Below are 25025 nucleotides of genomic sequence, written 5' to 3' on the forward strand. Positions count from 1 at the left end.
TCTTTCTATTTAATCGTTACATATAATTTTTATCGACGCTTTGACCGAGCCGGCTCAATACGGCGTTCATGATTCCGACTGCGACGAAAACGATTGCCATGAGAATTACCGACAGTGCGGATGCGTAGCCGAACTGACCTTTATCGACGTGCTGCATGACGCGCACCGTAAGCAGATTATAATTTGCGGAGACGAGGAAGATGACCGCGCTTATTGCCGTCATACTTTTGATAAAGCTGAATACGAGACCGGTAAAAAATGCCGGGCGGATGAGCGGCAGCGTAACGGATGTAAATACTTTTGCCGTACCGGCGCCGAGATTCGTCGCAGCCTCTTCGATGCTTCCGTCGATTTGCCGCAGGGAAGCCATGCCGGATCTCACGCCGACGGGAAGCCTCGTCATCACAAGGACGATGACGAGAATCCACAGCGTGTTGGTAAGGACGAAAGGTTTCGTGTTGAACGTGAGGATGTACCCGAGGCCGAAAACCGTACCGGGAACCGCCATACCGAACATGGAAACGTATTCCATAAAGCGTCTCCCGATAAAATTTTTACGAACGACGAGATACGCGATGATCATCGAAAAGACGCCGCAGATCGGAGATGCAAGGATGGCGATGAGCAGCGTATCTTTTACCGGCTTCATGCTGTAGCGGAATACGTATTTGAAATTATCCGTGACCAAAGTAAAATCCGCTCCCCACGTTTTAAAAAACGCTCCGAACACGAGGAACACGTAGAACAGCAGCACCCAAAACGATATGAACAGGCAGATGATATTTGCAGGGATGACGATGCTTTTATCTTCGATCATTTCACGGACGCGGCTCGCTTTGCCGGTAAGCGTGACATAGCTCCGTTTGTCGAGCAGAATTTTTTGAATGCAAAAGATGAGCAGGGTTACCGAAAATAAAACGACTGCGATCGTGGTTCCCGCCCGCATATCGTAGTTCGCTATCGCTTGAATATAGATTTGCGAAGCGAGCGTTTTGTACCCGCCGCCCAAAATCATCGGATTCGAAAAGTCGGTGACGGATTCGATAAACGAGAGCAAAAATACGTTTGCGAGACCCGATGCGAGCATCGGCAGCGTGATCGAAACGAAAACTTTTAAGCGGCCCGCACCCATGTTACGAGCGGCTTCTTCAAGCGTGCCGTCGAAGTTTGCGAGCATACCGTCGAGCGTAAGAGCGGCGATCGGAAAAAACGTCATCGTCTGTACGACGACCAATCCTTTTAATCCGTAGATATCGAAATTCGAAATGTGCAGCAATGAATAAGTGATGAGACCGCGCCGTCCGAGCAGCGTGATTGCCGACAGCGCGAGAACAAAGGGCGGCGTGATGATAGGCATGATTTCGATAACGCTGAATAATTTTTTGAACGGGCTTTTGACCCATTGCTTTACGTATGCGAACATAAAGCCGACGACGGTAGAAAAAAAGCCGACGATAAAACCGAGCTTGAGGGTGTTGGAAAGCGTCGTCAAAAATTGTTTATTGTGAAACAGCCGTACGTAAGATGAAAACGATATGCTGTTATTGTCATCCAAAAAACTTCCCCGCATGATGGAAATAAGCGGAAGCAGAATAAAAAAGAAGAGGACGACGATGACGAAGACGATACCGAAAAAGACAATCGGTTCATGCAATAAATTTTTTTTATCGGAAACGGGGGCGTTTTTTTTCATGAAAGCTCCGTAACAAAGAGGACAACTCTGCGCCTCATTTTTCATACAGCCACAGAATGGCGGGTTTCGGCTGCGCATAGTGAATCAAGGAAACTGTGCGAAAACCGATTCACCGTTCGCGTTAGCGAACCGCCTAAAATAATTTTCTTACAGAACAAGCCGATAAGCTTGCAGTTTTCGGACAGTACCGAACGCCGCGTATGAAGTTTTCGTCCGAGCGTATTTTTTATCCGCCCAGAGGGTTTAATACCCCGATACTTTGCGTCGTAACAAAGGGTATTAAACCGATATCGATTTCGTGCCGTCCACGGTATTCATCTTCACGTGAATCGATACTTGGAAGACACAAACTGTCAGTTGCCGGTTAACTGTGCCCACTTTGCGGTATTGGTGGAGCGGGTTGCGCCTGCCCATGCCGTGTCGTAGTTGATCGTCTTAGATTTTGCGAGCGATTTCGTTGCTTCGGGATTGTGACCGTCCTTTGCCGTAAGGAATTGGAAAGCGCCGTATTGCTGGTACATATCCTGGCATTCCGCGGTCAAAGCCCAATCGTAGAAAACGCGGGCAGCTTCCTGATCGGGACCGTTTTTGATGATAGCGATGGCGCCCGTTTCATAGCCCGTACCTTCTGCCGGAACCGTAACGGTTAAAAGCTTTTGATAGCCGGAAAGCTGGTTTTTGATCGCATCGTGGGCGAAGCAGACGCCGACTGCGATTTCTCCGGAGATGACCGAAGCAATACATCCCGATCCGCGTTCCGTGTACTGTAAAACGTTTTTATTGAGGTCTGTCATATAGGCAAATCCGGTGTCGTTTCCCATAAGCTGCAGTACGGACGCTAAAATAACGTAGCCCGTCGAAGAAGCGGCAGGGGAGGCCATCATGATTTCACCTTTGAGTTTCGGGTTGAGCAATTCTTTCCATGTCGTCGGCGCTTTTATTCCGAGTTCAGCCAGACGGTTGTTATTGCTTACAAAACCGACATAGCCGATGTAAATACCCGTCCAGTAATTATCGGGATCCTTGTATTTCGCGTCGATCGATGCGGCGTTCGGCGACGTGTACTGCGCGAGTAAACCCTGTTCTTTTGCCGTGATAAAAGAATCGCAGGGGCCGCCGAACCAGACGGACGCGGTCGCATTGTGCTGTTCCGCTTTTACGCGGGCGAGGATTTCTCCGCCTCCGAGCACGACGCAGTCGGTTTTGATGCCCGTTTTTTCCTGAAACTTTTTGCAGATAGCTTGGGTTTCGTCGTCGTATACGGCGGAATAAATGGTAAGATGCTGCGCCTTTCCGGATCCGGAATCGTTTGTTCCGAGTGCAAATATCGATGCTGTTAAGGCGGCAAAAGCGACAGCGAACATTGTTTTTTTCATGATTTGAAATCCTCCTTGTAAAATATGTTTTTCAGTGTATCACTGCTTATTTTGTTTGTCAAACGCCGTAAGTGCGACTATCGCAAGCGAGGCTGCAAGCGACGACAGGCGCAAGTGCATATCAGTTGCAGGCAACAGGCGCCGCAAGCGATGTATCGATTGCATAAGGCGCGCGAAAGTCATATTATAGTCGTATGAACTACATCAAAAAAAATTCACAAGAAGAAAAAGAATTGCTCGAACGTTTTTTGCGCTATGTAAAAACATATTCCGAAAGCGATTCGAATAAAGCCGACGAAGGGATCATGCCTTCCACTCCGCAGCAAAGGGATTTTGCAAATATGATTGCCGAAGAGATGAAAGCTGCGGGTTTGGAAAACGTGCATGTCACGGACTTTTGCTACGCGTACGGCGTTCTCCCCGCTTCCGAAGGTTTTGAAAACGTCCCGCCTTTTTGTCTCCTTGCACACATGGACACGGTCGACGAAGTGAGCGGAAAAAACGTCAATCCCGTCGTGCATGAAAACTACGACGGCGATCTCATCGAACTTGCGGAAACGAATCCTCTCGATGCGGCTTCGGACGAAGCGCTCGCAGAGGCGGCACGCGAGCGGGATACGATTATCACGACGGACGGGCACACGCTCCTCGGTGCGGACGATAAGGCGGGCATCGCGGCGATCATGACGGCGATTTCGTACCTTAAAGCGCACGAAGAGATCAAGCACGGAAAAATCGAAGTGATCTTTTCACCCGACGAAGAGACGGGGCACGGCATGGATAAGGTGCCGCTCGAATCGATTCAATCGAAACGCGCATACACTGTCGACGGCGGGCATATCGGCGAGCTTGAAACGGAATGCTTCAATGCGGTCGGAACGACGGTCGTCTTTACAGGCAAATCGACGCACACGGGAACGGCACGGAAAGCGGGCATGATAAACGCGATCGCTATGGCATCGCATTTTGTGTCCTCGCTCCCCATTACCGAGCGTCCCGAAACCTCGGACGGTATGGCAGGCTTTTATGCGCCGATCGAATTTACGGGAACGATCGAAAAATCGACGGTGTATCTTTTGCTGCGCGACTTTGACGGGGAAAATATGAAAATGCGGCAAAAAACCGTCGAAGCGCTCGCTGAAGCTGCCGCACTTTCTTTCGGCGGCAGTGCAAAAGTGACGCATAAAACGCAGTATTTCAATATGAAGCGAAAGCTTGACGAACATCCCGAAGTCGTGCGCGATTTGGAAACGGCGTATCGAAAAGCCGGCGTGGAACCCGTCTTTATGCCGATCAGAGGCGGCACCGACGGTTCGCGGCTCACCGAAATGGGCATCCCCACGCCGAACATTTTTACCGGCGGACACAATTATCATTCGCGTATGGAGTGGGCTTCGCTTAACCAAATGTGTAAAGCTGCCGATATTTTAATAAACCTCGCGGGCATTATCGGTACGGCAAATTAACCCCCGATGCGCCTGTGTGTGAAGCGCACTATAAAGACGGGAGGCGGCAATGCACGAATACATAATCGACGGCGGATATCCGATTCGGGGAAGCATCACCGCAGGCGGCAATAAAAACGCGGCGCTCCCGTGCATTGCGGCGGCTTTGCTCACGGAAGAAAGCGTTACGCTGCACAATATTCCGGACATAGAAGACACGCGTGTTATGCTCGACATTGCCCGATCCTTCGGTGCCGACGTCGAGTGCGTAAAAAATCACAGCTGGAAAATCACCGCCAATCGATTTGCAAACACGATGATCCCTCCGGAGCTTTCAAAAAAGATACGCGCATCGATTTTATTTGCAGGTCCCCTCCTCGCTCGAACGGGAAGAGCTGAAATGCTGCCGCCGGGCGGAGACGTTATCGGCAGGAGAAGGCTCGACACGCACTTTCTCGCGCTCACCGAACTCGGCGCACGCGTAGACATAAACGGTAAATTCGTGTTTTATGCGGACGCGCTCAAAGGCGCCGATATCTTTCTCGACGAAATGTCGGTAACCGCGACGGAAAACGCCGTCATGGCGGCAGTGCTTGCAAAAGGCGAAACGATCATTTCAAATGCGGCGAGCGAACCCCACATACAGACCTTGTGCGCCATGCTCGTGAGTATGGGCGCAAAAATCAGCGGCATCGGAAGCAATATTTTACGCATCGAAGGAGTCGAGTCCCTGCACGGCTGCGAATGTACGATAGGCCCGGACTACATGGAAATCGGTTCGTTTATCGGACTTGCAGCGGCCACCCGCGGTTCGCTCACGATCGAAGGCGTCAATCCTCAGGATATGCGGCCGCTCAGGCTCGGTTTCAGCAAACTCGGCATCGCATGGAATATCGACGGCACGACGCTCACCGTTCCCGAACGGCAGGAACTCAAAGTAAACGGCGATATCGGAAACTCGACGCCGAAAATCGACGACGCTCCGTGGCCGGGTTTTCCGCCCGATTTGACGAGCATTATGACGGTCGTCGCAACGCAAGTCGAAGGCACGGTGCTCATCTTCGAAAAGATGTTCGAATCGCGCATGTTTTTCGTCGACAAACTGATAAACATGGGTGCCTGCATCACGCTCTGCGATCCGCACCGCGCCGTCGTGTCGGGCCCGCGCATCCTCCACGGCGACCACCTCGTCTCTCCCGACGTGCGAGCCGGCATGGCAATGGTGATCGCGGCGATGACGGCACACGGGCAAAGCAGAATTTCAAACGTGTACCAGATCGAACGCGGCTACGAACACTTGGTCGAACGGCTTCAGTCGGTCGGAGCGCACATCACGACGGTCGACGTCGAGTAAAAGCAAGGGACTTTCGACAGGGGGAGTTCCTTCGTGCAGGGACAGCGAAAAAACGGTGCAGTATACGATATCCTGCAGTGAGATACTTGTTCCCTGTCATATATGCATACAGCACCGATCCTGTAGTTTTCAAAAGAAAATTACAGGATTTTAGAAAAATTATTAATACCAACCGGTAAAGTCATTGCCGTAATTTACAGATTGTCTTAATTGTATTTCAGACAAATTGCTGTCATCAAATTCCGTAAAAACCTTCGACGATGTTATTTTTACAAATGCCTTTGAAATACAGAGCCTTTCTATCGAAAAAAGAATCATAAAATCATATTCTCCATTTTCAGCAGCTCTTAAAATATCGAATACCGCTCCTGTTGATGTCCATTTTTCTTTATTTTTTACATTCCAAGTTATTTCACTTACGATTTTCCCCGTATTTAAATTGAAAATCGTAAAAATGCCGGAATTATAAATACCCTCATTCATTAAATAAATCCCTGTCGCATCCATGCGAGCACCGAAAGGTACTTTTCCAAGAAATTTAACATCTCCGGTATTTCCATCTAAATAATATAAAGGCATACTCCTTTCAAAAGTATTCTTCCAAAAAATCATTGTTTTTTTATCTTTTGAAATCTGATAACCGCCCCATAAAGCCTCTGTATTCTCAAAATAAATCTGCTTTTTTGATTCATTAATTTTATAAATAGTCAAAATATCTTTATCAAGATTATAGGAATAATCTAAAGTTTCCGATTTTGACAATGGGGCTAATTTTTTGATTGTTTGTGAATATATCGGAAACACAATTGTAATTATAAATGTAATAATAAAAATCTTTTTCATAATTTCACCTCTCTTACTCGTATACAACTGGAGCTTTGAAATTTACATACCCTTTTGTTTCTGATACAGGAACTAAAATATTACCATTGTCATATTTCAACCATCCTTGCTTACCTCTCAAATTTTCTTTTCCAAAGTTTCCCAAAACTCTTTCATTTCAGGAATCCCCATTCGCATATTGAACATCAGATACTATCCTCATAGGCAGATAAATCGATCGCTTCGGAAACAAGTCTTTTGTTAAAATTTTCCATGCTTGAATCCGTCATTTTGAGGGTATTTTCGGAAACTTGAAACGGTTTTGTAAGTTCACGCGGTTCAAGAAGAATTCTGCCGTCTCCGAATTCTTTTACATGATAGTAGTCGTAATATACATTCCTTAATGTGATTCTTTTCTTTGAGTCAAGTTTGGCATCATAGGATTTTACTATTTGCATCGGCACAATACACCTCCCATAAAAACTTTTGCAGGAAATATAGAGCCTCACGGCTCTGTTCTACAAAGGACCGATTTACGCGCCCGCTCACGCAGGCTGCGAATCAATTTCCGAAAAAGTTTTTAGCCGTGCGCGTACGCGCACACGTTCAATAATCGAGTTTGCAAAATAAAGCGTATCGTATTTATGCGATTTTTATCGAAATGCCACCGTATACACGTCTTCTGCAAACATCCAAGCAAACTCGATATCAAGAGCGACGACGATATTTCAGACGGCGCTTTTTATCGTACCTCCTCAAATTTCATATGTACATAATTGTAAATAATTATAACAAAGACCGAACAAGCTGAAATTATTAATCCAATTTGGCTTAATGAATAAAATAGCTCCGCATCTTTTGAAATATACAATATATAAAAAAATAAATTAATAAAGAACAGCAAATATATGTATATAACTAATAATTTATAAAAAACAAAAGTTTTTCCGACTTTAAAAATCCATAAGCATGAAAACCTGTACATCGTTTTCATTTTGTTTTTTATACCTAATTTCTTTCGTTTTTTCTTTGTTAGGGAGCTATTTATTCACCACTAGGAATAGTTGGAATAAAAATAACCCGAATATGCCGAATATATTCATCAAATAAACTTTATTCATCTTTCGAAACTCCGCTAAAACCTCATTTACAAAATCATCAAGAATCTTACTTGATACAATATCTCTTATAGCGTCTTTAAAAGCTTCTTTTATGCTACCTATTGATTAGGAAATTTCCCACATCCTAAATACCTCTGTAGCTTTCCAAAAGCCGTTTCAAGTCAACCTTTATCGTTTTCGCCGATATACGATCAAACGATAAATAGCACGGTAAAAATCCTTTTTGCCTATTATACTCTTCTGTCTGTGCTATCATCTTTCCTGTTACAACAACGTGAGGACGTGCACTGAATCGGACACCAGCGGCTCTGCTGTCTTCCTGTAATTTTTGATACGCTTCTCCTCGCTCCATCAATATGTCATATAGATATCTATCAAATGAATAAATTATCCTTTCGGAAAAGCCTAATGTCCATGCAGGTGTAGGTGCGTCGGTCACCAATAAATAATCATCGTCGATATTCGGAAAATCGTGATAGCGCATAAAAAAGATATCTGTTGCATGTGGTTTCAATTCGTGTCCTTGCACGCTCATCGCCCCGCCCCAACATTCATAATTAATAAGAAAAAAATCATTTTCCGAAACTCTCGTTTCCCTAACGCAAAAACCTTTTGTCTTTAGATAAATCGCAAATACTCGTATTATAAAATGTCTCGCGTATAAAATCTCTTTAGCCGTCAATTGTCCCCAATCTTTTGATGCATCGATATGCATTATTTCCATATTAATAATCCTATCTTAGAATTCCGAGCTCAAACCGCAACGGTACACTCATGACAAACATTGCGGCCGGCGAATACTTGTTCCGTCATCCCCTTAAAAATCGGGTTCGCATTCAAAGGCGATCCGCTCGCCCGTTACAGGATGGATAAACGACAGATACGAAGCGTGAAGCATGAGACGCTCCCCCGCCCCGCACGTTCCGTACAGAGAATCGCCGACGATCGGAAGACCGAAGCCGTGCATATCGCTTGACGCGACGCGCAGCTGGTGCGTGCGCCCCGTGTGCGGAATAAACAAAATGCGCGTCACCTTTCTGTTTTTTCCGTCGGTTCCGCGGTACCAGTTGTAGCCGATTTTTTTCCATTCGGTGATGCCGAGCTTGCCGTTTGTTTCATCGTAGACGCGCTTCGGACGATTCGGCCAGTCGAGCGAAAACTTCAATTCCATGCGCCCTTCGCCGACACTTGGAAGAGGTGCGTATCGGCCGGGCGCGTTTTCGAGAGATCCATCAAGCAGTGCGATATAACGCTTATGCACATCGCCTTTTTCGAACTGCATCGAAAGCGAGCGCTGCGCGTCCTGCGTAAAGGCGAGCACCATGAGCCCCGACGTTTCCATGTCGAGCCGATGTACCGACGGATACGGAATCGTTTTCGGAAAGAGGCGCTTCATACGGTTTACGATGCAGTCCTGTTTTTCAGGCCCGCGTCCCGGAACGGAAAGGAGTCCGCTCGGTTTATTGACGACAAGGATCGCGTCGTCCCGGTAGACGATTTCAAGGCCGAGCATCGAAGGCAAAACGAGCGCACAGCGTTCGTCGCACGGCGGATAGGATGTGCCGCTCTCTTTGCTTTGCGTCGGCTTACCCCAATACATTTCATCCATGCTCACGGGAAAAAGCGAGTGCGAAAACGCGTAGTCGAGCAGCTTCGGCGCACAGCAGTCGCCGGTACCTGTCGGCGGCAGTTTCGTTTTGCAGATATCGCTAAGATGCCGAACGTTTCCGTCTATGCAGTGAAATCGATAGAGTTCATGTACTTTTCGAAGCGACTCCGTCGTTAATATTTCCCTTTCGGCGGCGATGCGGCGCCGGGCGTTTTCGGGAGCGCTTTTCAATTTCGCGGTCAATTCGTGGATGCGTTTGTCGTTCGGTAAAAGCGCGCGGGCAATAAGTTTTGCGCTCACGATCGGCGGTACCCATATCCCTTCCGATTCGCCTTCGACGACGAGACTGTTTCCCGAAACCGCATTGAGAATTATTTTATTGCCTTCGGTATCGGCACAGACGAGACATCCGATCATAACGCCGTGCCCGTCGCGCTCTTCACTCGGAAGCGACACTTGTTTTAAAACGAGGGAACCGTCTTGAAGCCGCTCGAAAATCTTTTTCAGATAGAGATGTGCGCGTTTTGTCGGAAGAGGCGGAAACATCGGCTAACAAAGCCTCTCGCAGTCGGCACCGTAATCGATTCCCGTAAAAATTTTAAACTGCTTGTAGCCCTGATACTTGAGCATTTCCGCGCCGTTACAGGTTTTGCAGCCCGCTTCCGAAGCGCGTGCCATGATCGGTGTGACGGCGGGCACGTACACCAAATCGAATACCGTTTCCGTTCCGTTGAATTGATAAAAATACAGTGGGTCGCCGTCTTTCGACGCTTGCCCGTTCGAGTTCATACCCTTCGACGTCGTCTGAACGATGATGTCTGCGTACTTTTCGATTTTTTTCGCAGCTTCCGGTCCGAGCGGCGCATAGTCGAAGCCGTACCGTTCGGCAAGCGCTTTCGCATGAGAAAGCGTTCTGTTGAAGACACACGCTTTTGCGCCGAGGGATTTTACGACGTACGCGACGGCTTTTGCAGCTCCTCCCGCACCGATGATCGCAACACGGCGGCGGCGAAGTTTTTTTACGCCGAGAAAACGCAAAAGCGCCGTTTGAAATCCGTACGCGTCGGTATTGCAGCCCGCCCACCCCTCGTCGGTGTGTACGACGGTATTGCACGCACCGATCGCCTGCGCTTCCGAATCGAGCTTTATCAATTCGGGGATCACGGCTTCTTTATGCGGAACGGTTACCGCAAGCCCCCGCACGCCCAAGTATGCCGCACAGTCGAGCACATCGGAAACGGACGGCGAGCGCAGCGGCAAAAGGAGGGCATCGATATTATTGATTTTATATCCTTCGTTGTGAAGCGCGGGACTCGATGTTTTTGCAAGCGGCCAGCCGGTCACCGCATAGAGCGTTGTTCGATCGCTTAAAGAGCGGAAACGGTATACGTCGTTCAACGATACAGGATCGATATGTCCGATGCCGGAAATATTGTTTTCCGTTTCTTCGGGCGACACGTAGGTAAGGTACGAATGAAGTTTATATGCCAAAATACGCGAAACCTGTCCGAGCGGGCCCATCGCGCACAGTATGTGCTCGTAATCGGTCATCGACTCCGCTTCGCGGAACATATCGGAAACGTCGGCAAGCGTTTTCGGCATAAAGGCGATCTTCGGAATTTCATAGCCGGTCGTGCGCATCGCTTCGCATTTCGCTTTGAGATTTTTTATCGGCTTTTCCATGTCGTGGCAGCTTCTGATGATGCGGACGCCGAAAGCGAGTGAGGCATCTTGCAGACTCGGCACTCGGAAGTCCTCTTCAAAATCGACGTACGCGAAATTCTTTTGCGGGTTTTGGTCGGCAAACGCGAGGGCGCGTCCGAAAAGCATCGTACGCGACATTTCATTGCTCGTAAATCTTCCGCCGTCGGCCGTACGGCGGATCGTCAATATGCACGGTACGTTGACCATCGCCGGAAAGCGGCGCACCGAAAGCTGTTCGTCGGGAGCAAGGAAATCGACGCGGAGTTCTGCGACGTCGATATAGCGGTTATACTTCCGCACGAGAGCCGCGTTCTCTTCGAGCGTCGAAGCGGTGAGCGTCAAACAGACAAGCGGTTGACTCATCGGTATATCCTCATCGATGATTATTAATTATTAATTTATCTGACGGAGATACGCTTATGTTCTTTTTCTCCGGCGGACGATACGACATAAAGCACAAGCTCCGTACCTTTCGGAACGGCGTAGGGGATCGTAACGGCACCTCCCGGATGAGAAAATGTCACAATCGTATAGGCGTCTCCGTCTTCCGGTTCCGCAGTCAGCTTTATCTGTACGGGATAAGGATAAACCGGCAGCACGTCTTCAAATATGCCGTATATGTTGCCGCCTTGGGCTTGACGCGGAAATGCGAATTCGACCGCGACATGCGTATAATTTGCGACGAGTTCTTCGGAAAAAGTCTGCTCGTGCACGACCGTTCCCGCACCTTCGCCCGGCTCCGCTGTATGCGCCGTAAAATCGAAAACGAGGCGCGTACGTGACATCTGCTGGAGCACGTCGCTGACGGAATTGCCGATCAAATCGGGAACTCTCGTATTTTCGAAATTCGGTCCGCGGCTTACGACAAAATGCACCGTTACGGGATCGGTTATATTCGTACCTTCCGGCGGATCCTGTTCGAGGATCGTACCCGCTTCGGCGGTATCGGCTTTGTATTGCGGGGGAGCGATGACGATGAGCGGCCGCGCCGTTCCGGCAAAGAGCGTTTGCAGTTTCATGCGCACCGAGTCGATATTTTCTCCGATATAATTTTCCACGTGGTCGATGACGACGCCGCGGCTTACGACGAGCGAAATGTGGCTGAATCCTTTTCTGATCGCTCCTCCCGACGGATCCTGTTCGAGGATCGTTCCCTCGTCGCCCGGCGTTTCCGAATAGCGCAGTTGGATTTCAGGGTACAATTTTTTCGCCTGCATTTCGATAAGCGCGGCGGTCAGTTTTTTGCCCGTAACATCGGGAACGAGTACCTGTTCGGGACCTTTTACGTTTACGCTAAAGACGGCCAGGCATGCAAGCGCCATCACGACAAAGGTGACGATGACGGTCGATAAAAGCAGTTTGCCGCTCGATTGGAGTTTTTCAAGCGCATCGTGAAAATCGATTTGAAACGCTTTTTCTTTTAATTTTAATAATATATCTCTGAGCTTCATATCAATCGCATCCTCGACGGTTTTTTATCGTATCATTTTCCGCACACATAATCAATGTTGCAATTGCGGACGTACGTCGAATATCGCCTGCAACACGGCGTCCCGTTCGCCCTCATCGGCATAGCTTATGCGCCGCATCCCTTTTCCGCGGACGTCCAATTCCACGATGCACTCTCCCCGTATTTCGCCCGTCTCCGAACCTTTTTTTGCGCCGCATATAGCCGTAAACAAAATCACTTCTCCTTCCGTTACGACGCCTTTTTCATACACGCCCGACGAACGCAACGTCGAAGCTTCTCGGACGGCGATTTCCGTTGCGAGCAATGCGACTGCGCACAGCATCCATTTAAAATAAAATCGCAGATCGACGAAGACGCTGAAAAGCATGATAAAGGGAGCGCAGGCGATGATCGCCGCCGAAAATTTGGCGGGGCGCGGCCGCGCCGAAAATATGCATTTTCCCGCGCGTTTTAAAATCAGTTTTTTTCGCAGAAAAATTGTTAAAACGAGCAGCACGTACAAAACCGCCGACGCGGCGTACACGGCTTTCGTTATCGTTGCGTCCATTTTACCGCCGCCTCCGCTTGAGCCAGACGCCGAGCGCACGGCGCGAATTTTCAAATGCGAGCGGAACGGCGGCAAGCTCCGCATCGTTCGTAATCCGCACCGACGTAAAGCTTTCGACTTCGCTCTTTTGCGCACGAAGATTTTTTATGAGCTCATCGATCGTTTCGATGCCGCGCGGAAGGGATGCACGGTAAAATACGTCGCAGGTTTTATACAAAATGCGTTTATATTCGTATGTGTTCGGAAACGAGCACAGATATTGCACGCGCCGTATTTCCAAAGCGGCTTCTTCCCTGCATTCGCGAAGAGCCGCTTCGTTGGCGCTTTCGTCCGGATCGATAAAACCGCCGGGCAGCGCGAGAAATCCCTTGCGCGGTTCTTTTGCCCTTTTTTCAAGCAGCACATTTCCTTCCCTGTCGGCGACGATAACGCATACGGCAGCGGCGACATTGTGATACAGCGTAAAAGCGCAGTCGGAGCAAAACCATTTTTTGTTATCGACAAAGCCGATATTTTTTCCGCCGCACATGGGGCACAAATTAAAATTATTATTGCAGTTCATGAAAAACACCTTTCGGTCAGCGCATCCGCAAGCGCTTCCGATCTCCGTATCGTCTGCATGACGAGCGGTACAAAAAGCGGAATGAGCGAGCGCACGCGGCCGAAAAATCCTTTCGCATCCCTGAGTCCGCCGCGGATGAGCTGCGTTTTAATAATTTCCGACGCTTCGTCCAAAAGCAGGGGCATAAAGCGAAAAACGATTTCCGTTATTATGATAACGTATCGCACGGGAATATGAAATACGGCAAGCGGTTTTAACAAAACCGAAAGACCGTCGACGATATCGTATTCCGGCGTCGTGTATGAAAACGAAAGTATACAGGCGATAGCCCCTTCGGTGCGGATGAGCGTCGTAAGGCAAAGCAAAAGCTTCGACGGCGTGACGGTAAAATATCGATAAGCGAGGAAGATCCGTTCGCCTTCAAGCGGCGGATAAAAAATCATCTGAAAGATGCAAAAAAACAGCAAGAGCGGAACCGTCTTTACGAGCGATAAAAAAAGGCGCCGTTTCGGGTACTTTGCCGAAAACGCGTAGATGAGCGAAAGCAAAAACATACACGCGCACAGCGAGAGGGGACGAACGGCAAGAGAGGCGGCAAAGAGCGCGATAAAAACGATGAATTTAACTGCCGGCGGAAGTTTCGCTGCGATACCGCCGTTTTTTTTGACATTCCCCGTATTCGCCGAAGCCGCGCGGATCGAATTTAATAATTTCGCGCCTTCAAGCGGCATCTGCACCGTATCGGGAAGCGTATGCCGTTTCATCTGCGCATCGAAGCCTGCGGCACCATCCGCATCGGATTTTCCCTTTTTAATAATTTTCCCGCCGTTCGATGAAGCCGCGTTACTTCGAACGAGAAAAAGATTGCCATCCCGAACGGATATCTCTTCGTCGGCAAAATCGGCTTCGTCCGGGCGGTGCGTGCTGAACAGCACCGTATGTCCCGAAGCGGCCAGCGAGCGGAGGAGCGCCATCGTCTTTGCGCGGGAAGGGCCGTCGAGCCCCGCAGTCGGTTCGTCGAAGAGCAGCACCGGAGCGTCGAGCGCGATGATCCCCGCAACGGCAAGCCGCCGTTTTTCGCCGCCCGAAAGTTCGGCCGTCTGCCGTTCGGCGTATTCTGCGTACGGGATACCCGCTTCATCCATCGAGCGCTTTACGAGCGAAACGAGCGCTTTTCCCCGCACACCGCGGTTTCCGGGTCCGAAGGCGACGTCGTCTGCGGCAAAGCGTTCGAAAAGGGCTGCATCGCTGTTTTGCCTGCACAAAGCGGGACGGGAATCAGAGCGGATTTCACCGTAAGACGGAGCGAGCAGCCCCGCCGCCATTTCCAGCAGCGTCGATTTGCCGCTGCCCGAAACGCCGGTGAGTGCGGTGAGCGTCCCTTTTGTAAGCGAAAAATTAATATTGTTAAAAATGACGTTTTCACCGTAGGAAAAGCCGACGTTGCAAAAAGCGAGCGCGGCTTCGGCTTTTGCGGCCGCGTCTGCCGTGCACGCTTTCGTGCCGGTCTCTTGCGCGGCAGTTTGAATCGAGGTCGCATTCGCAGGCGATGTATGTACCGCCGCCGCACACGTTTCAGTTCCGGCTTTGAGCGAATTCGAAGCAGCGGACAAATCCGTCGGTTTTTTATTATTTTTTTTTAAAACGGAACGTACGAGGCCGTCTCCCGTAATGCGTTCGCACAATTCGGTATCGGTAAAAAAATCATCCGTCGTTCCCGAATATACGATCTTCCCCTTTTCCATCGCGATGACATCCTGCGCTTTTCGGATCGCATCCGTATCATGCGTGATGTGGACGACCGTACGCCCCTTTCGAACCCAATACGAAAGAAACGCAAAGATATCGTTTTTCGAATCGGGGTCAAGCATGGAAAGCGCTTCATCGAGTATGATCACGTCCGGATCGATCGCGATGATGCCGGCAAGCGCTTCTTTTTGCGTTTGCCCGAGAGACAGCGTCACGGACGGCGAAGCGGCTTTGTGCAGCAGACCGACGACGGTAAGCGATTCGATCGTGCGGAGTTCGACTTCATCGGGCGAAAGGGCGAGATTTTGCGGACCGAAAGCCGTATCGCGGAAAACGACGCTGCAGATGATTTGATCTTTCGGCGATTGAAACACGAGAGCCGAGCGGACGCCACTCGCATACGAAACTTCGCCGCACTCGGCATCGAGAAGCCCGCACAAAATCCGCGCAAGCGTACTCTTTCCGCTTCCGTTCAATCCGACAATGGCCGTGTACGAACCGCGTTCGAGCGAAAAATCGACGTCGTTGACGGCCGGCATATTTTGCTGTGGATAAGTGTAGCTTACGTGATCGACGGAAAGAACTCGCATCACACTCATCATATCCGAAACGGCGGAAAAAGCCAATTCGCATATTTGTCGTGCGCGGCATTTTTCAGCACAGTTACCTATTTGCGCATACGGCGGCTCGTGTTTTGCCGAATACACATTCGATACGGCATTTGACGGTCGGGCGCATTCGCGGTATTGTTATCGTTATGGAAGATACAGCAATCGTATATTATTCGCTCGACGGAAATACCGATTATATAGCGCGGCGCATTGCAGAAAAAACGGGCGCAAAACTCATACGGCTCGAAACGAAAAGAGCATACCCGCGTAAAGGCTTCAAAAAATTTTTTATCGGAGGACGCGATGCTCTCTTCGGCGCACGACCCGAATTGAAAGCTTCTCTTCCCGATCTTGGGCCTTTCGGCAACATCGTCATCGGCACTCCCGTTTGGGCAAGCCGTCCCGCTCCGGCAATCAATGCTTTTTTGCGGCGCGCAAAGCTTGACGGAAAACGCATCGCGCTCTTTGCCTGTTCGGGCGGAGGACAAGCGGAAACTTGTCTCGATAAAATGCAAGCGCTCCTCGCCGGCAATGAAATTCTCTGCCGAGCATCCTTTGTGAGTCCCGCGTTGAAAAAGGGAACAGCGGTCGACGATGCGATCGATGACATCGTCTCCGCTCTGGCCGAGTAAAAGCGTTGCGTGTAAAATTTTACGAAACTATCACGTGTCCTCAATGATACCGCAGGAACGAATCGATAGTGTAAAAATCTTTCTTGACAAAGCGAATATAAGGGAATAATATGGAAAGGTATCGCTATGAATGACACAGCGATCGTTTAATAATATTTGGAGGCATGAATAATGCAAAAGAAAGCACTTTTATTTACGCTGATCGCGTTTGCCGTTGCGGGTTTGATTTCCTGCGGCGGTAAATCGATCAAAAACGGAACCTACACTTCGTCCATACAGGGTATGAACGATGCGATCGAAGTATCCGTTACGATTGCAAACAAAAAGATCGCGGATGTACGAGTCACGAAAAACTCGGAAACGCCGGGAATCGGCAGTCCCTTGATGGATGCGAACGGCACGGTTTTGACGGCCGGAGGAATGGCTCCTACCGAATTGATCCCCGCCGAAATCGTAAAGCATCAGTCGGTCAACGTCGATGTCGTGACGGGTGCGACGATCACGTCGGCTGCAATCAAAGCGGCGGTATCGAACTGTCTGAAAGAAGCGAAAGCGAACCCCGCCGATTGGAATGCAAAACCGGAAGCGGCAGCCGCTCCGGCGAATGCGAGCGCCGATGTCGTCGTTGTCGGCGGCGGCGGTGCGGGACTTGCGGCTGCTATCGCGGCAGGACAGCAGAATAAATCGGTTATCATCGTAGAAAAGAACGGCGAAGTCGGAGGCGATACGCTCGTGTGCGGCGCCATCTACAATACGCCCGATGAAGCGCTGCAGAAAAAAGCGACGATGGGCGATGCGGTAAAACGCACGATCGAAGCGGCTCTCGCCGAAGCTCCGAAAAGCGGCGAACACGCCGCGCTCCAAGCGCAGGTGCGCTCACAGTGGAACGCGTACAAAGCGAGCGGCAGAACCGACCTCTTCGATTCGAAAGAATGGTTCGCGCTGCAGACGTGGAACGGCGGCGATAAAGTCGGTAATTTGAACCTCGTCAAAGTGTTGTGCTACAACGCATACGACGGACTTAACTGGATCGACGATTTGGGCATGAGCTTTTCCGACGTCATCAGCCAGGGAGCGGGTTCTCTGTGGCAGCGCACGCACACCAGTACTATGAAGATGGGAACGGGCTTTATTTCGACCTATGTCGAGAACATCGCCAAGATGAACAATATCACGGTTATGGTAGAGACGACGGGCAAATCGCTCGTTAAAGACGGCGACAGAGTTACCGGCGTCGTGTGCGTCGACAGAAACGGCAATCAATTTACCCTTTCGGCAAAGGACGGTGTTATCCTCGCGACCGGCGGTTTTGCCGCAAACGGTGCGATGGTGCAAAAATACAATACGTCGGGCAAATGGCAGGATTTGAGCAAAGTCGCGACGACGAACCGCTTTTCGTGCTCTCAGGGAGACGGCATCGAAATGGCCGTCGCTGCCGGTGCTTCACTCACCGATATGGAACAGCTCCAGCTTTTGTATCTCGGTAACTTAAAAGACGGACAGCTGACGAAGTATCCGCCGAGAGACGTCAACGGCACCGACCAGATCATCTTTATCAATAAAGAAGGCAAACGCTTTACGAACGAAGGCGGCAGGCGCGACAATATTTGTCTCGCGGTTTTTGCACAGCCCGATAAAGTGTTCTATATGCTCGAATCCGGCGACGGCGACAAATACAAAGATATCAAAGATCCTTCATGGAGAAGTGCCGACGGATTTACGTTCGACTATCTCGAATCGAACGGCTATATCTACACGGGCAACACGCTCGAAGAGCTTACCGGAAAACTCGGCATGAACGCTGCGACGCTCCAAGCGACGATCGACACGTTCAATGCGAGCGTCGATTCCGGCCGCGACGAATTCGGCAGAACGCTCTATTCGACGAAGCTGACGAAGGGTCCGTGGGTTGCCACTCCGAGACAAGCCTGCGTTCACCACACGATGGGCGGCGTTACGATCGACACGAGCGGACACGTCATCGGCACGAACGGCAAAGTTATTCCCGGTCTGTATGCGGCAGGTGAAATCACCGGCGGTATTCACGGCGCGAACCGCTTGGGCGGAAATGCCGTCGTCGATACGGTCGTCTTCGGCAAGCTCGCAGGCGATACGGTTGTCGCGGATGCGCGCTAACCGCGAAAGCGGAACAGAGGCTTAGACAGGCTAAGCCCTAACATAAATCGCCGCCGATTTTCGGCGGCGGTTTTTTTATGCCGAGCACAGAGCGCCGTACGTATTGACGCGAAAAAATCATTTTACTATACTGATTCCATAACCGGGGTGGAAACGGCAGTGCCGTGACCTGAGATTATACCCGCAGAATACCGTACGGTATTCCAACCTGATCCGGATAATGCCGGCGGAGGAAGACTATGAACGCTCATCGTTTTATCCTTTCAATTTTATTAATTACCGATCTCTTCGTATCGGCTGCGTGCAGTAAAAAAACTGCGGTGCAGGATGCACAGAAAAAAGAAGTCGTCGTCTACACTTACGATTCTTTTATGAGCGAGTGGGGGCCGGGAAGTGCGATCGCAAGCGGCTTTGAAAAAGCGACCGGATTTTCCGCCGTATACGTAAACTGCGGAGATGCCGCGCAGATCCTTTCGAAAGCCGTGCTTGAAAAAAACAAAGTACAGGCGGACGTGCTTCTCGGCATCGACAACAATTTAATAAACAAAGCGCGAAAAGAAAACGTTCTTGTATCTTTTAAACCCGAAGGCGCCGACGACGTCATCCCGACCGAGCTTTCGGACGGCTTGGGCGGCGATTGGCTCCTTACGCCCTACGACTGGAGCAAATTCGCGCTCATCTACGACACGCACTCGAATACGCCTGCGCCGAAAAGTCTTGAAGATTTAACGAAGAGTGAATACGCAAAAAAACTCATCCTCATGGATCCGAGGACGAGTACGCCGGGACTCGGGTTCGCCGCATGGACGATCGCCGTGTTCGGAAGCGATTACGAAAGCTATTGGCAAAAGCTCAAACCCGCCGTCTTGACAATGGCATCCGGCTGGAGCAGCGGTTACGGTCTCTTTACAAAAGGGGAAGCGCCGCTCGTCGTAAGCTACGTGACAAGCCCCGCCTATCACGTCTATGCCGATAAAACGAGCCGTTACCGGGCGCTCGTCTTTCCGGAAGGGCACGTCGAACAGATCGAAGGCGCGGGCATTGCAAAAGGCGCTCCGAACGAAAAAGGTGCAAAAGCGTTTATCGCCTACCTTATCGGAAGCGAAGCGCAAAACGCGATCCCGCTCACGCAGTGGATGTACCCCGCAAATAAAACGGTCGTCCTTCCCGAATGCTATGAGCTTGCAGCCTCGGCGGAATCGAAAACGCTTACGTACGATGCGCTTGCCGTCGAAGAAGCCGTTCCGCACATCGTCGAAGCGCTCGGCAAATGACGAAGCGCCGCACGGGAATCTTCGAATACGGGGCATGCGCGATCGCTTCGGCATTTTTTATTTTAATAATCGGAGCCTTCGCCATTCCCCTCACCGCCTCTTTTTTGCCGCTCTTTACGAAAACCGAAAGCGCGTGCATCGCAGGGGGATATATAGCCCGCGTCGCGCTCCGCACGCTCGCCATCGCGTTTTTTTCCACGCTGACGGCTGCGGCGGTCGGCATCGGCGCAGCTTTTTTTACCGCAAACAGAAGCTTTCCGGGAAAACGCCTTATCCTTTCGCTTTCCGCCGTTCCGCTGTGCGTTCCCTCGCTTATCATCGCGCTCGGCTTTGTCGCCGTATTCGGCATCAACGGAGCGGTCAATTCAATTTTAATAAAAATCTTTCATGTGAAAAACGCACCGCTTACCTTCCTTTATTCGACGGCGGGCATCGTCGTCGTACAGGGCTTTTACAATTTTCCGCTCGTCACCGCCGTCGTTTCATCTTCTTGGGAAACGCTTTCGCCCGTAAAGCGCGATGCAGCGCGGCTGCTCGGAGCGAACGAGCGGCGCATCTTTTTTACCGTGACGCTGCACGAGCTTTCCCCCGCCATTGCGGCATCCTGTGTCCCCGTATTTCTCTACTGTTTTTTCAGTTTTATGATCGTACTCCTGTTCGGCAGTCCCGGCTCTTCGACGCTTGAAGTGGAAATATACCGAGCGGCGCGCGCTTCCCTCGATTTTAAAACGGCGGCAGCTCTCGCGCTCATCGAAACCCTGTGCGCGATGACGGTGCTCTTTGTCTACGGCGCGTGCAAGAGTACGGCGGAAACGGGAGAAGTGCGGCATACGGGTGAAGCAATCGCTCCTCCGATAGGGCGCGCGCCTTTTGAAGAGAAACCTGCGAAAATCATCGAATACGTTTTTGCCGCCTTCCTCGCTTTCCTCGTCGCGCTTTTTTTTCTCGCGCCTCTTGCAGGGATTGCAGCCGGAGGTTTTTCGGCACAGGGCGGACTTCCATCCTTTATTAAAATTATCAATTCGCAGGGATTCAAAAAGGCGCTTTGCGGTACGTGCATGACCGCTCCCTGTACCGCCCTTTTATGCGTGACGGCGGGGTTCACCTACGCTTCATATATCCGCATCCGCGACCCGCTCGGAAAATCGGAAATCCTCAGGACTCTTCCCATGCTTCCGATGGCGCTTTCATCGGTCGTCATGGGAGTCGGTATGACAATCGCCGTACGCCGCGCGTCAGTAACGACGCTCGTTCTAGCGGAAGCCGCCCTCGCGTGGCCGCTCGCGTTCAGGCAAATCTACGCATCTTTGTGCGCCCTACCGCAGTCGACGATCGACGCCTGCCGCATGCTTTCGCCTGTCGCACCCGATACGGTCTTCCGCATTATGATTCCGTCCGCAAAGCGCGGTATCGTTTCGGCATTCGGTTTTTGCTTTGCCGTGAGTATGGGAGACACCGCGCTGCCGCTCGTTCTCTCCGTACCGCGCTTCGATACGCTTTCGTTGTATACGTATCGACTCGCATCGGCATATCGATTTTCCGACGCATGCATCTGCGGCACGATCCTCTGCGTTTTGTGCGCCCTCGTTTTTGCGTGTTGTAAAAAAATTAATAATTCCGGAGCCGCGTATGGATAATTATTTTATTGCGGATAATCTTTTTCGCGTGTGGGATTCGGTTACCGTCGACTTTTCATTTACGGCGGCGAAAGGCACGATGACCGTCATCGTCGGAAAAAGCGGGAGCGGAAAGTCTACCGTGCTCCGTCTCATCGCAGGACTCGAACAACCGAGCAGGCGAAATGACGGAAAAGAATGCGTTATAGCGCTCGACGGAAAAATATTGACAAAAATCGCTCCGGGAAAGCGGGGCGTCGGCATGGTCTTTCAAAGTCCCGCACTCTTTTCTCATTTGACGGTTGCTCAAAACGTCGCGTACGGTCTGCGTTCCAAAGGCGTCGGTAAAAGACGGGCGGAAGCCGAAGCCGAAAAATATATTGCGGAATTCGCTCTCGGAGGTTTCGGAAAACGCATGCCCGATACGCTTTCGGGCGGCGAAGCTCAGCGCGTATCGCTCGCACGGACACTCATCGTAAAGCCGCCCCTCGTCCTCTTTGACGAGCCGCTTTCGTCGCTCGACGCGCCGCTTCGAAAAAAGCTCGCCTTCGATATCTGCGAAAGTCAAAAGCGCGAAGGTTTTACCGGCATCTTCGTCACGCACGATATAGCCGAAGCGAAAGCCGTTGCGGACACTGTTATCATAATGGAAAGCGGCAAAAAAAAATGGGAAGGCGCGCCGGAAGCATTCAGCGAAACGCTGCTCGAATAGACGGCATAGCGGCGTATGTCGAAACAGCGGCAAACCGGCGTACACAAGGGCGAACAGCCGACAGTCGGTGTATGGTAAAACTGATAACCGGTCAATCGGCATATTGCCATAATTCGGTAATTATGCTATAGTTCCCGCATATTTGCCAACTTAGCTCATCCGGTAGAGCATCGCATTCGTAATGCGGCGGTGATCGGTTCAAGTCCGGTAGTTGGCTTTTTTCTTTATGTCTACGGATCAGCGCTGCGGTCTTGTATGGATCGACGTTCCCGAACGCGCGGACGGTTTTGATGCGGAGTATTATTCGCTCGTACCCGTGCCTGAAAAAGCGATTTTCGAAAACGCCGACAAAGGCGCAGCTTCGTCGTCGCAAAACGCACACATCTTTATCGAAGGCGATAACTATCCCGTTTTGAAATGTTTATGCAAATCTCGGCACAATGCAATCGACGCGATATACATCGATCCGCCGTACAACACGGGTTCCGATAGTACCTACAAAGACAGCCGCTTTTTACGCCGCCTTCCCGACGGCTCGCTCATTTCCAAAAACGATCCCGCCCGCCACTCCGCGTGGCTTTCGTTTATGTTCCGCCGTCTCGAACTTGCGAGGGAACTTTTGTGCGAGCGCGGCTGCATTTTTATTTCGATAGGCGATGAAGAATACGCGCGCTTGCGCCTGCTCGGCGATGCGGTTTTCGGCGAAGAAAATTACGTAAACGATTTTATGTATGTTCACGGAAAAGGGAAAAAAGATTCGTGGTCGCGCACGGTAACGCAGCATACGCTCTGCTTTGCAAAATGCAAACGTTCTCTTCCGCCGTTCGAAGCCTCGGAAACGGCGGATTGGGCGCATTCCAACGCGGACGGCGACCTTCGCGGCCCGTGGTTTTCGGGCAGCATTTCGTTTACCGAGTCGCGATCGAATCCGAAGCACGTCAATTATTTTTCCATTACGTCTCCTTCGGGCAAAACGTGGGCGCGCCAGTGGCTGTGCGGCAAAGACGAAATGGAAAGTCTGATACGCGAGGGCCGCATCTACTGGGGAAGAGGCGGAAACGGCGTGCCGCGCAAAAAGATTTTCAACGGGGAACAGAGCCGCGTCATTCCGAAAAATATCATCGCGTGTGCCGAGTCGACTCGGGAAGCGCAGCGTTATCTCGACGATCTCCTCGGTGTGAAAAACGCTTTCGTCAATCCGAAACCCGTAAACCTCATCGAATACCTGCTTGAAATGATGAGCCTGCCGCGCGATGCGGTCGTCCTCGATTTTTTTGCAGGGAGCGGTACGACGCTTGAAGCGGTGCTGCGCCTTAACAAAAAACACGGCGCCTCTTTCCGCTGCATCGCCGTTCAGTCGGCGGAAAAAGCCGCCTGCGCCGAATTCGATACGATCGCCGACATCGCCTACGAACGCATAAGGCGCATCATGTGCGGATATACGGACGGACGCGGCAACCGCGTTGCCGCTTTGGGCGGAAAACTCGAATATTATACGGTTTACGAACAATAAAGAAGTTGCGGTACATTTAAATTATAAAATTAATGACAATTGTAAAATTAAATGTATTTGACATTATGGTGATTTTGGTGTATAATTTGCGTTAAAATTAGATGAAGTATTTTGGAGATGATTAAGGAGTATGATAAATAACAATACTTTAGTTCCCGGTTTTAATGATGAAAAAGACGACAGTTTAAAAATTTCTCTTGAAAAGATTGATGCCGTAAAAAGCGGTTTGTGTATCTATTTGAACGGATACATCGACACGTATAATTCAAACTTTTTTCAAAAGAAAATTCAAAAAGTCGTCGATGCCGGATATGTCAATTTGATTTTTAATTGTTCTTCACTGAATTATGTTTCATCGACGGGTATCGGTTCGTTTACCGCATTTTTGAAAATGGTAAAACCGAGAGGCGGCGATATTGTTCTGCTCAACATTCAGCCGAAAGTATCGGAAGTATTTCAGCTACTCGGATTTTCTCAGTTTTTCAATATCAAAGATACCCTCGAAAATGCGGTCGCGTTTTTCAAAAACGGCATACCCGTTACCGGCAGCGTTTTTCCGAAAGTTTTCGCGTGTCCGGTGTGTACGAAACGCCTCAGAGCGATGCGTGCGGGGCGCTTTCGCTGTTCGGAATGCAAATCCATCCTTGCTATCGACGAACAGGGAACGATCACACTCGGATAAGTTTAGGAGTCCGGCAGCCGATGCCGGCTTTTTTATTTGTGGATAAGTTGTGGAAAAAAGCGGCGAAAATGCGAAATACCGCATCAAACGGCGATGAATTCGGCAGTTAAAATAAAAGAGCGCGCCGTGCCTGTCGATAATTTTTCTAAATCATTATAATACAATAAATTACACAAGACTTTGTACCGGCGGCTATTTGTCGGTATTACAGAGAAATAGAGCGGCTGCCCTTTGCGGGTGTTTTTCTTGTGGATAAATTGTGGAAACCTTGTGTACGGCCGTGTGGATAAGCGGAACGGAAGAGAGGCGGTGCATCTTCAGTGGAGTATCTCTATCTGTCGGCCGCCGTACCTTTAAAATCGGCAATATATCGAAACGATCGATTTTTGCCGATAA

The 25025-nt window shown here is 50.2% G+C and carries 20 protein-coding genes and 1 tRNA gene; 10 read left to right on the forward strand and 11 right to left on the reverse strand.

Annotation, left to right across the window (positions count from 1 at the left end; translation table 11 throughout):
- Positions 1 to 16 precede the first annotated feature (16 nt).
- A complete protein-coding gene (locus tag H9I36_RS01110) occupies positions 17 to 1693 on the reverse strand; it encodes an ABC transporter permease (RefSeq protein WP_187383544.1) in 1677 nt (558 codons plus the stop codon).
- A 353-nt stretch (positions 1694 to 2046) separates the two neighbouring features.
- A complete protein-coding gene (locus H9I36_RS01115) occupies positions 2047 to 3069 on the reverse strand; it encodes an ABC transporter substrate-binding protein (RefSeq protein ID WP_187383545.1) in 1023 nt (340 codons plus the stop codon).
- A 194-nt stretch (positions 3070 to 3263) separates the two neighbouring features.
- On the opposite strand from H9I36_RS01115, the gene pepT reads away from it, so the two are divergent.
- Together pepT and murA are read left to right on the forward strand one after the other, a co-directional pair.
- Positions 3264 to 4535 (forward strand): peptidase T, encoded by a 1272-nt coding sequence (gene pepT / locus H9I36_RS01120; protein ID WP_187383546.1) that lies wholly within the window; start codon positions 3264 to 3266, stop codon positions 4533 to 4535.
- 49 nt (positions 4536 to 4584) lie between these two features.
- Positions 4585 to 5868 carry a UDP-N-acetylglucosamine 1-carboxyvinyltransferase gene (gene murA / locus H9I36_RS01125; RefSeq protein ID WP_187383547.1) on the forward strand — a complete coding sequence of 428 codons (1284 nt, stop codon included), beginning with the start codon at positions 4585 to 4587 and terminating at the stop codon, positions 5866 to 5868.
- Positions 5869 to 6030: 162 nt separating this feature from the next.
- On the opposite strand, the gene H9I36_RS01130 is transcribed toward murA, so the two are convergent.
- The 9 genes from H9I36_RS01130 to H9I36_RS01170 all read right to left on the reverse strand — a co-directional run bounded on the left by H9I36_RS01130 (position 6031) and on the right by H9I36_RS01170 (position 16043).
- Positions 6031 to 6711: a hypothetical protein gene (locus H9I36_RS01130; protein ID WP_187383548.1), complete on the reverse strand. Its 681-nt coding sequence runs from the start codon at positions 6709 to 6711 to the stop codon at positions 6031 to 6033.
- A 185-nt stretch (positions 6712 to 6896) separates the two neighbouring features.
- Positions 6897 to 7148 (reverse strand): hypothetical protein, encoded by a 252-nt coding sequence (locus H9I36_RS01135; protein ID WP_187383690.1) that lies wholly within the window; start codon positions 7146 to 7148, stop codon positions 6897 to 6899.
- 787 nt (positions 7149 to 7935) lie between these two features.
- Entirely contained in the window at positions 7936 to 8535 is a 600-nt protein-coding gene (locus H9I36_RS01140; RefSeq protein ID WP_187383549.1) for a hypothetical protein, read from the reverse strand.
- Between the two features lie 93 nt (positions 8536 to 8628).
- The gene (locus H9I36_RS01145; RefSeq protein WP_187383550.1) at positions 8629 to 9966 is read right to left on the reverse strand and encodes an RluA family pseudouridine synthase; all 1338 of its coding nucleotides are present in this window, start codon (positions 9964 to 9966) and stop codon (positions 8629 to 8631) included.
- A gap of 3 nt (positions 9967 to 9969) precedes the next feature.
- Complete coding sequence (locus H9I36_RS01150) at positions 9970 to 11487, reverse strand: type I 3-dehydroquinate dehydratase (protein ID WP_187383551.1); 1518 nt, start codon at positions 11485 to 11487, stop codon at positions 9970 to 9972.
- A 35-nt stretch (positions 11488 to 11522) separates the two neighbouring features.
- Positions 11523 to 12575 carry a PASTA domain-containing protein gene (locus H9I36_RS01155; protein ID WP_187383552.1) on the reverse strand — a complete coding sequence of 351 codons (1053 nt, stop codon included), beginning with the start codon at positions 12573 to 12575 and terminating at the stop codon, positions 11523 to 11525.
- A 51-nt stretch (positions 12576 to 12626) separates the two neighbouring features.
- Positions 12627 to 13142 carry a hypothetical protein gene (locus tag H9I36_RS01160; RefSeq protein WP_187383553.1) on the reverse strand — a complete coding sequence of 172 codons (516 nt, stop codon included), beginning with the start codon at positions 13140 to 13142 and terminating at the stop codon, positions 12627 to 12629.
- 1 nt (position 13143) lies between these two features.
- Positions 13144 to 13704, reverse strand: a complete 561-nt coding sequence (locus H9I36_RS01165) for an NUDIX hydrolase (protein ID WP_187383554.1) — start codon at positions 13702 to 13704, stop codon at positions 13144 to 13146.
- Positions 13701 to 16043 (reverse strand): ATP-binding cassette domain-containing protein, encoded by a 2343-nt coding sequence (locus H9I36_RS01170; protein ID WP_187383555.1) that lies wholly within the window; start codon positions 16041 to 16043, stop codon positions 13701 to 13703. The genes H9I36_RS01165 and H9I36_RS01170 overlap by 4 nt, the downstream gene beginning before the upstream one ends.
- A gap of 167 nt (positions 16044 to 16210) precedes the next feature.
- Here H9I36_RS01170 and H9I36_RS01175 point away from each other — a divergent pair, with 167 nt between their 5' ends.
- The 8 genes from H9I36_RS01175 (at position 16211) to H9I36_RS01210 (ending at position 24629) form a co-directional block, all read left to right on the forward strand.
- Positions 16211 to 16696 (forward strand): flavodoxin family protein, encoded by a 486-nt coding sequence (locus tag H9I36_RS01175; protein WP_187383556.1) that lies wholly within the window; start codon positions 16211 to 16213, stop codon positions 16694 to 16696.
- 171 nt (positions 16697 to 16867) lie between these two features.
- Positions 16868 to 18832, forward strand: coding sequence for an FAD-binding protein (locus H9I36_RS01180; protein WP_187383557.1), 1965 nt, complete (start codon positions 16868 to 16870; stop codon positions 18830 to 18832).
- A gap of 239 nt (positions 18833 to 19071) precedes the next feature.
- The gene (locus H9I36_RS01185; RefSeq protein ID WP_187383558.1) at positions 19072 to 20106 is read left to right on the forward strand and encodes a thiamine ABC transporter substrate-binding protein; all 1035 of its coding nucleotides are present in this window, start codon (positions 19072 to 19074) and stop codon (positions 20104 to 20106) included.
- Positions 20103 to 21743, forward strand: coding sequence for an ABC transporter permease (locus H9I36_RS01190; RefSeq protein ID WP_187383559.1), 1641 nt, complete (start codon positions 20103 to 20105; stop codon positions 21741 to 21743). Before H9I36_RS01185 ends, H9I36_RS01190 begins: the two co-directional genes overlap by 4 nt.
- The gene (locus tag H9I36_RS01195) at positions 21736 to 22434 is read left to right on the forward strand and encodes an ABC transporter ATP-binding protein (RefSeq protein WP_187383560.1); all 699 of its coding nucleotides are present in this window, start codon (positions 21736 to 21738) and stop codon (positions 22432 to 22434) included. The genes H9I36_RS01190 and H9I36_RS01195 overlap by 8 nt, the downstream gene beginning before the upstream one ends.
- Before the next feature lie 144 nt (positions 22435 to 22578).
- Positions 22579 to 22651, forward strand: a tRNA-Thr gene (locus H9I36_RS01200).
- A gap of 9 nt (positions 22652 to 22660) precedes the next feature.
- A complete protein-coding gene (locus tag H9I36_RS01205; protein ID WP_187383561.1) occupies positions 22661 to 23947 on the forward strand; it encodes a site-specific DNA-methyltransferase in 1287 nt (428 codons plus the stop codon).
- A gap of 130 nt (positions 23948 to 24077) precedes the next feature.
- Positions 24078 to 24629, forward strand: a complete 552-nt coding sequence (locus tag H9I36_RS01210) for an STAS domain-containing protein (RefSeq protein WP_187383562.1) — start codon at positions 24078 to 24080, stop codon at positions 24627 to 24629.
- The last annotated feature ends 396 nt before the right edge of the window (positions 24630 to 25025 follow it).

The sequence above is a fragment of the Treponema sp. Marseille-Q4130 genome, assembly GCF_014334325.1.
GTDB lineage: Bacteria > Spirochaetota > Spirochaetia > Treponematales > Treponemataceae > Treponema_D.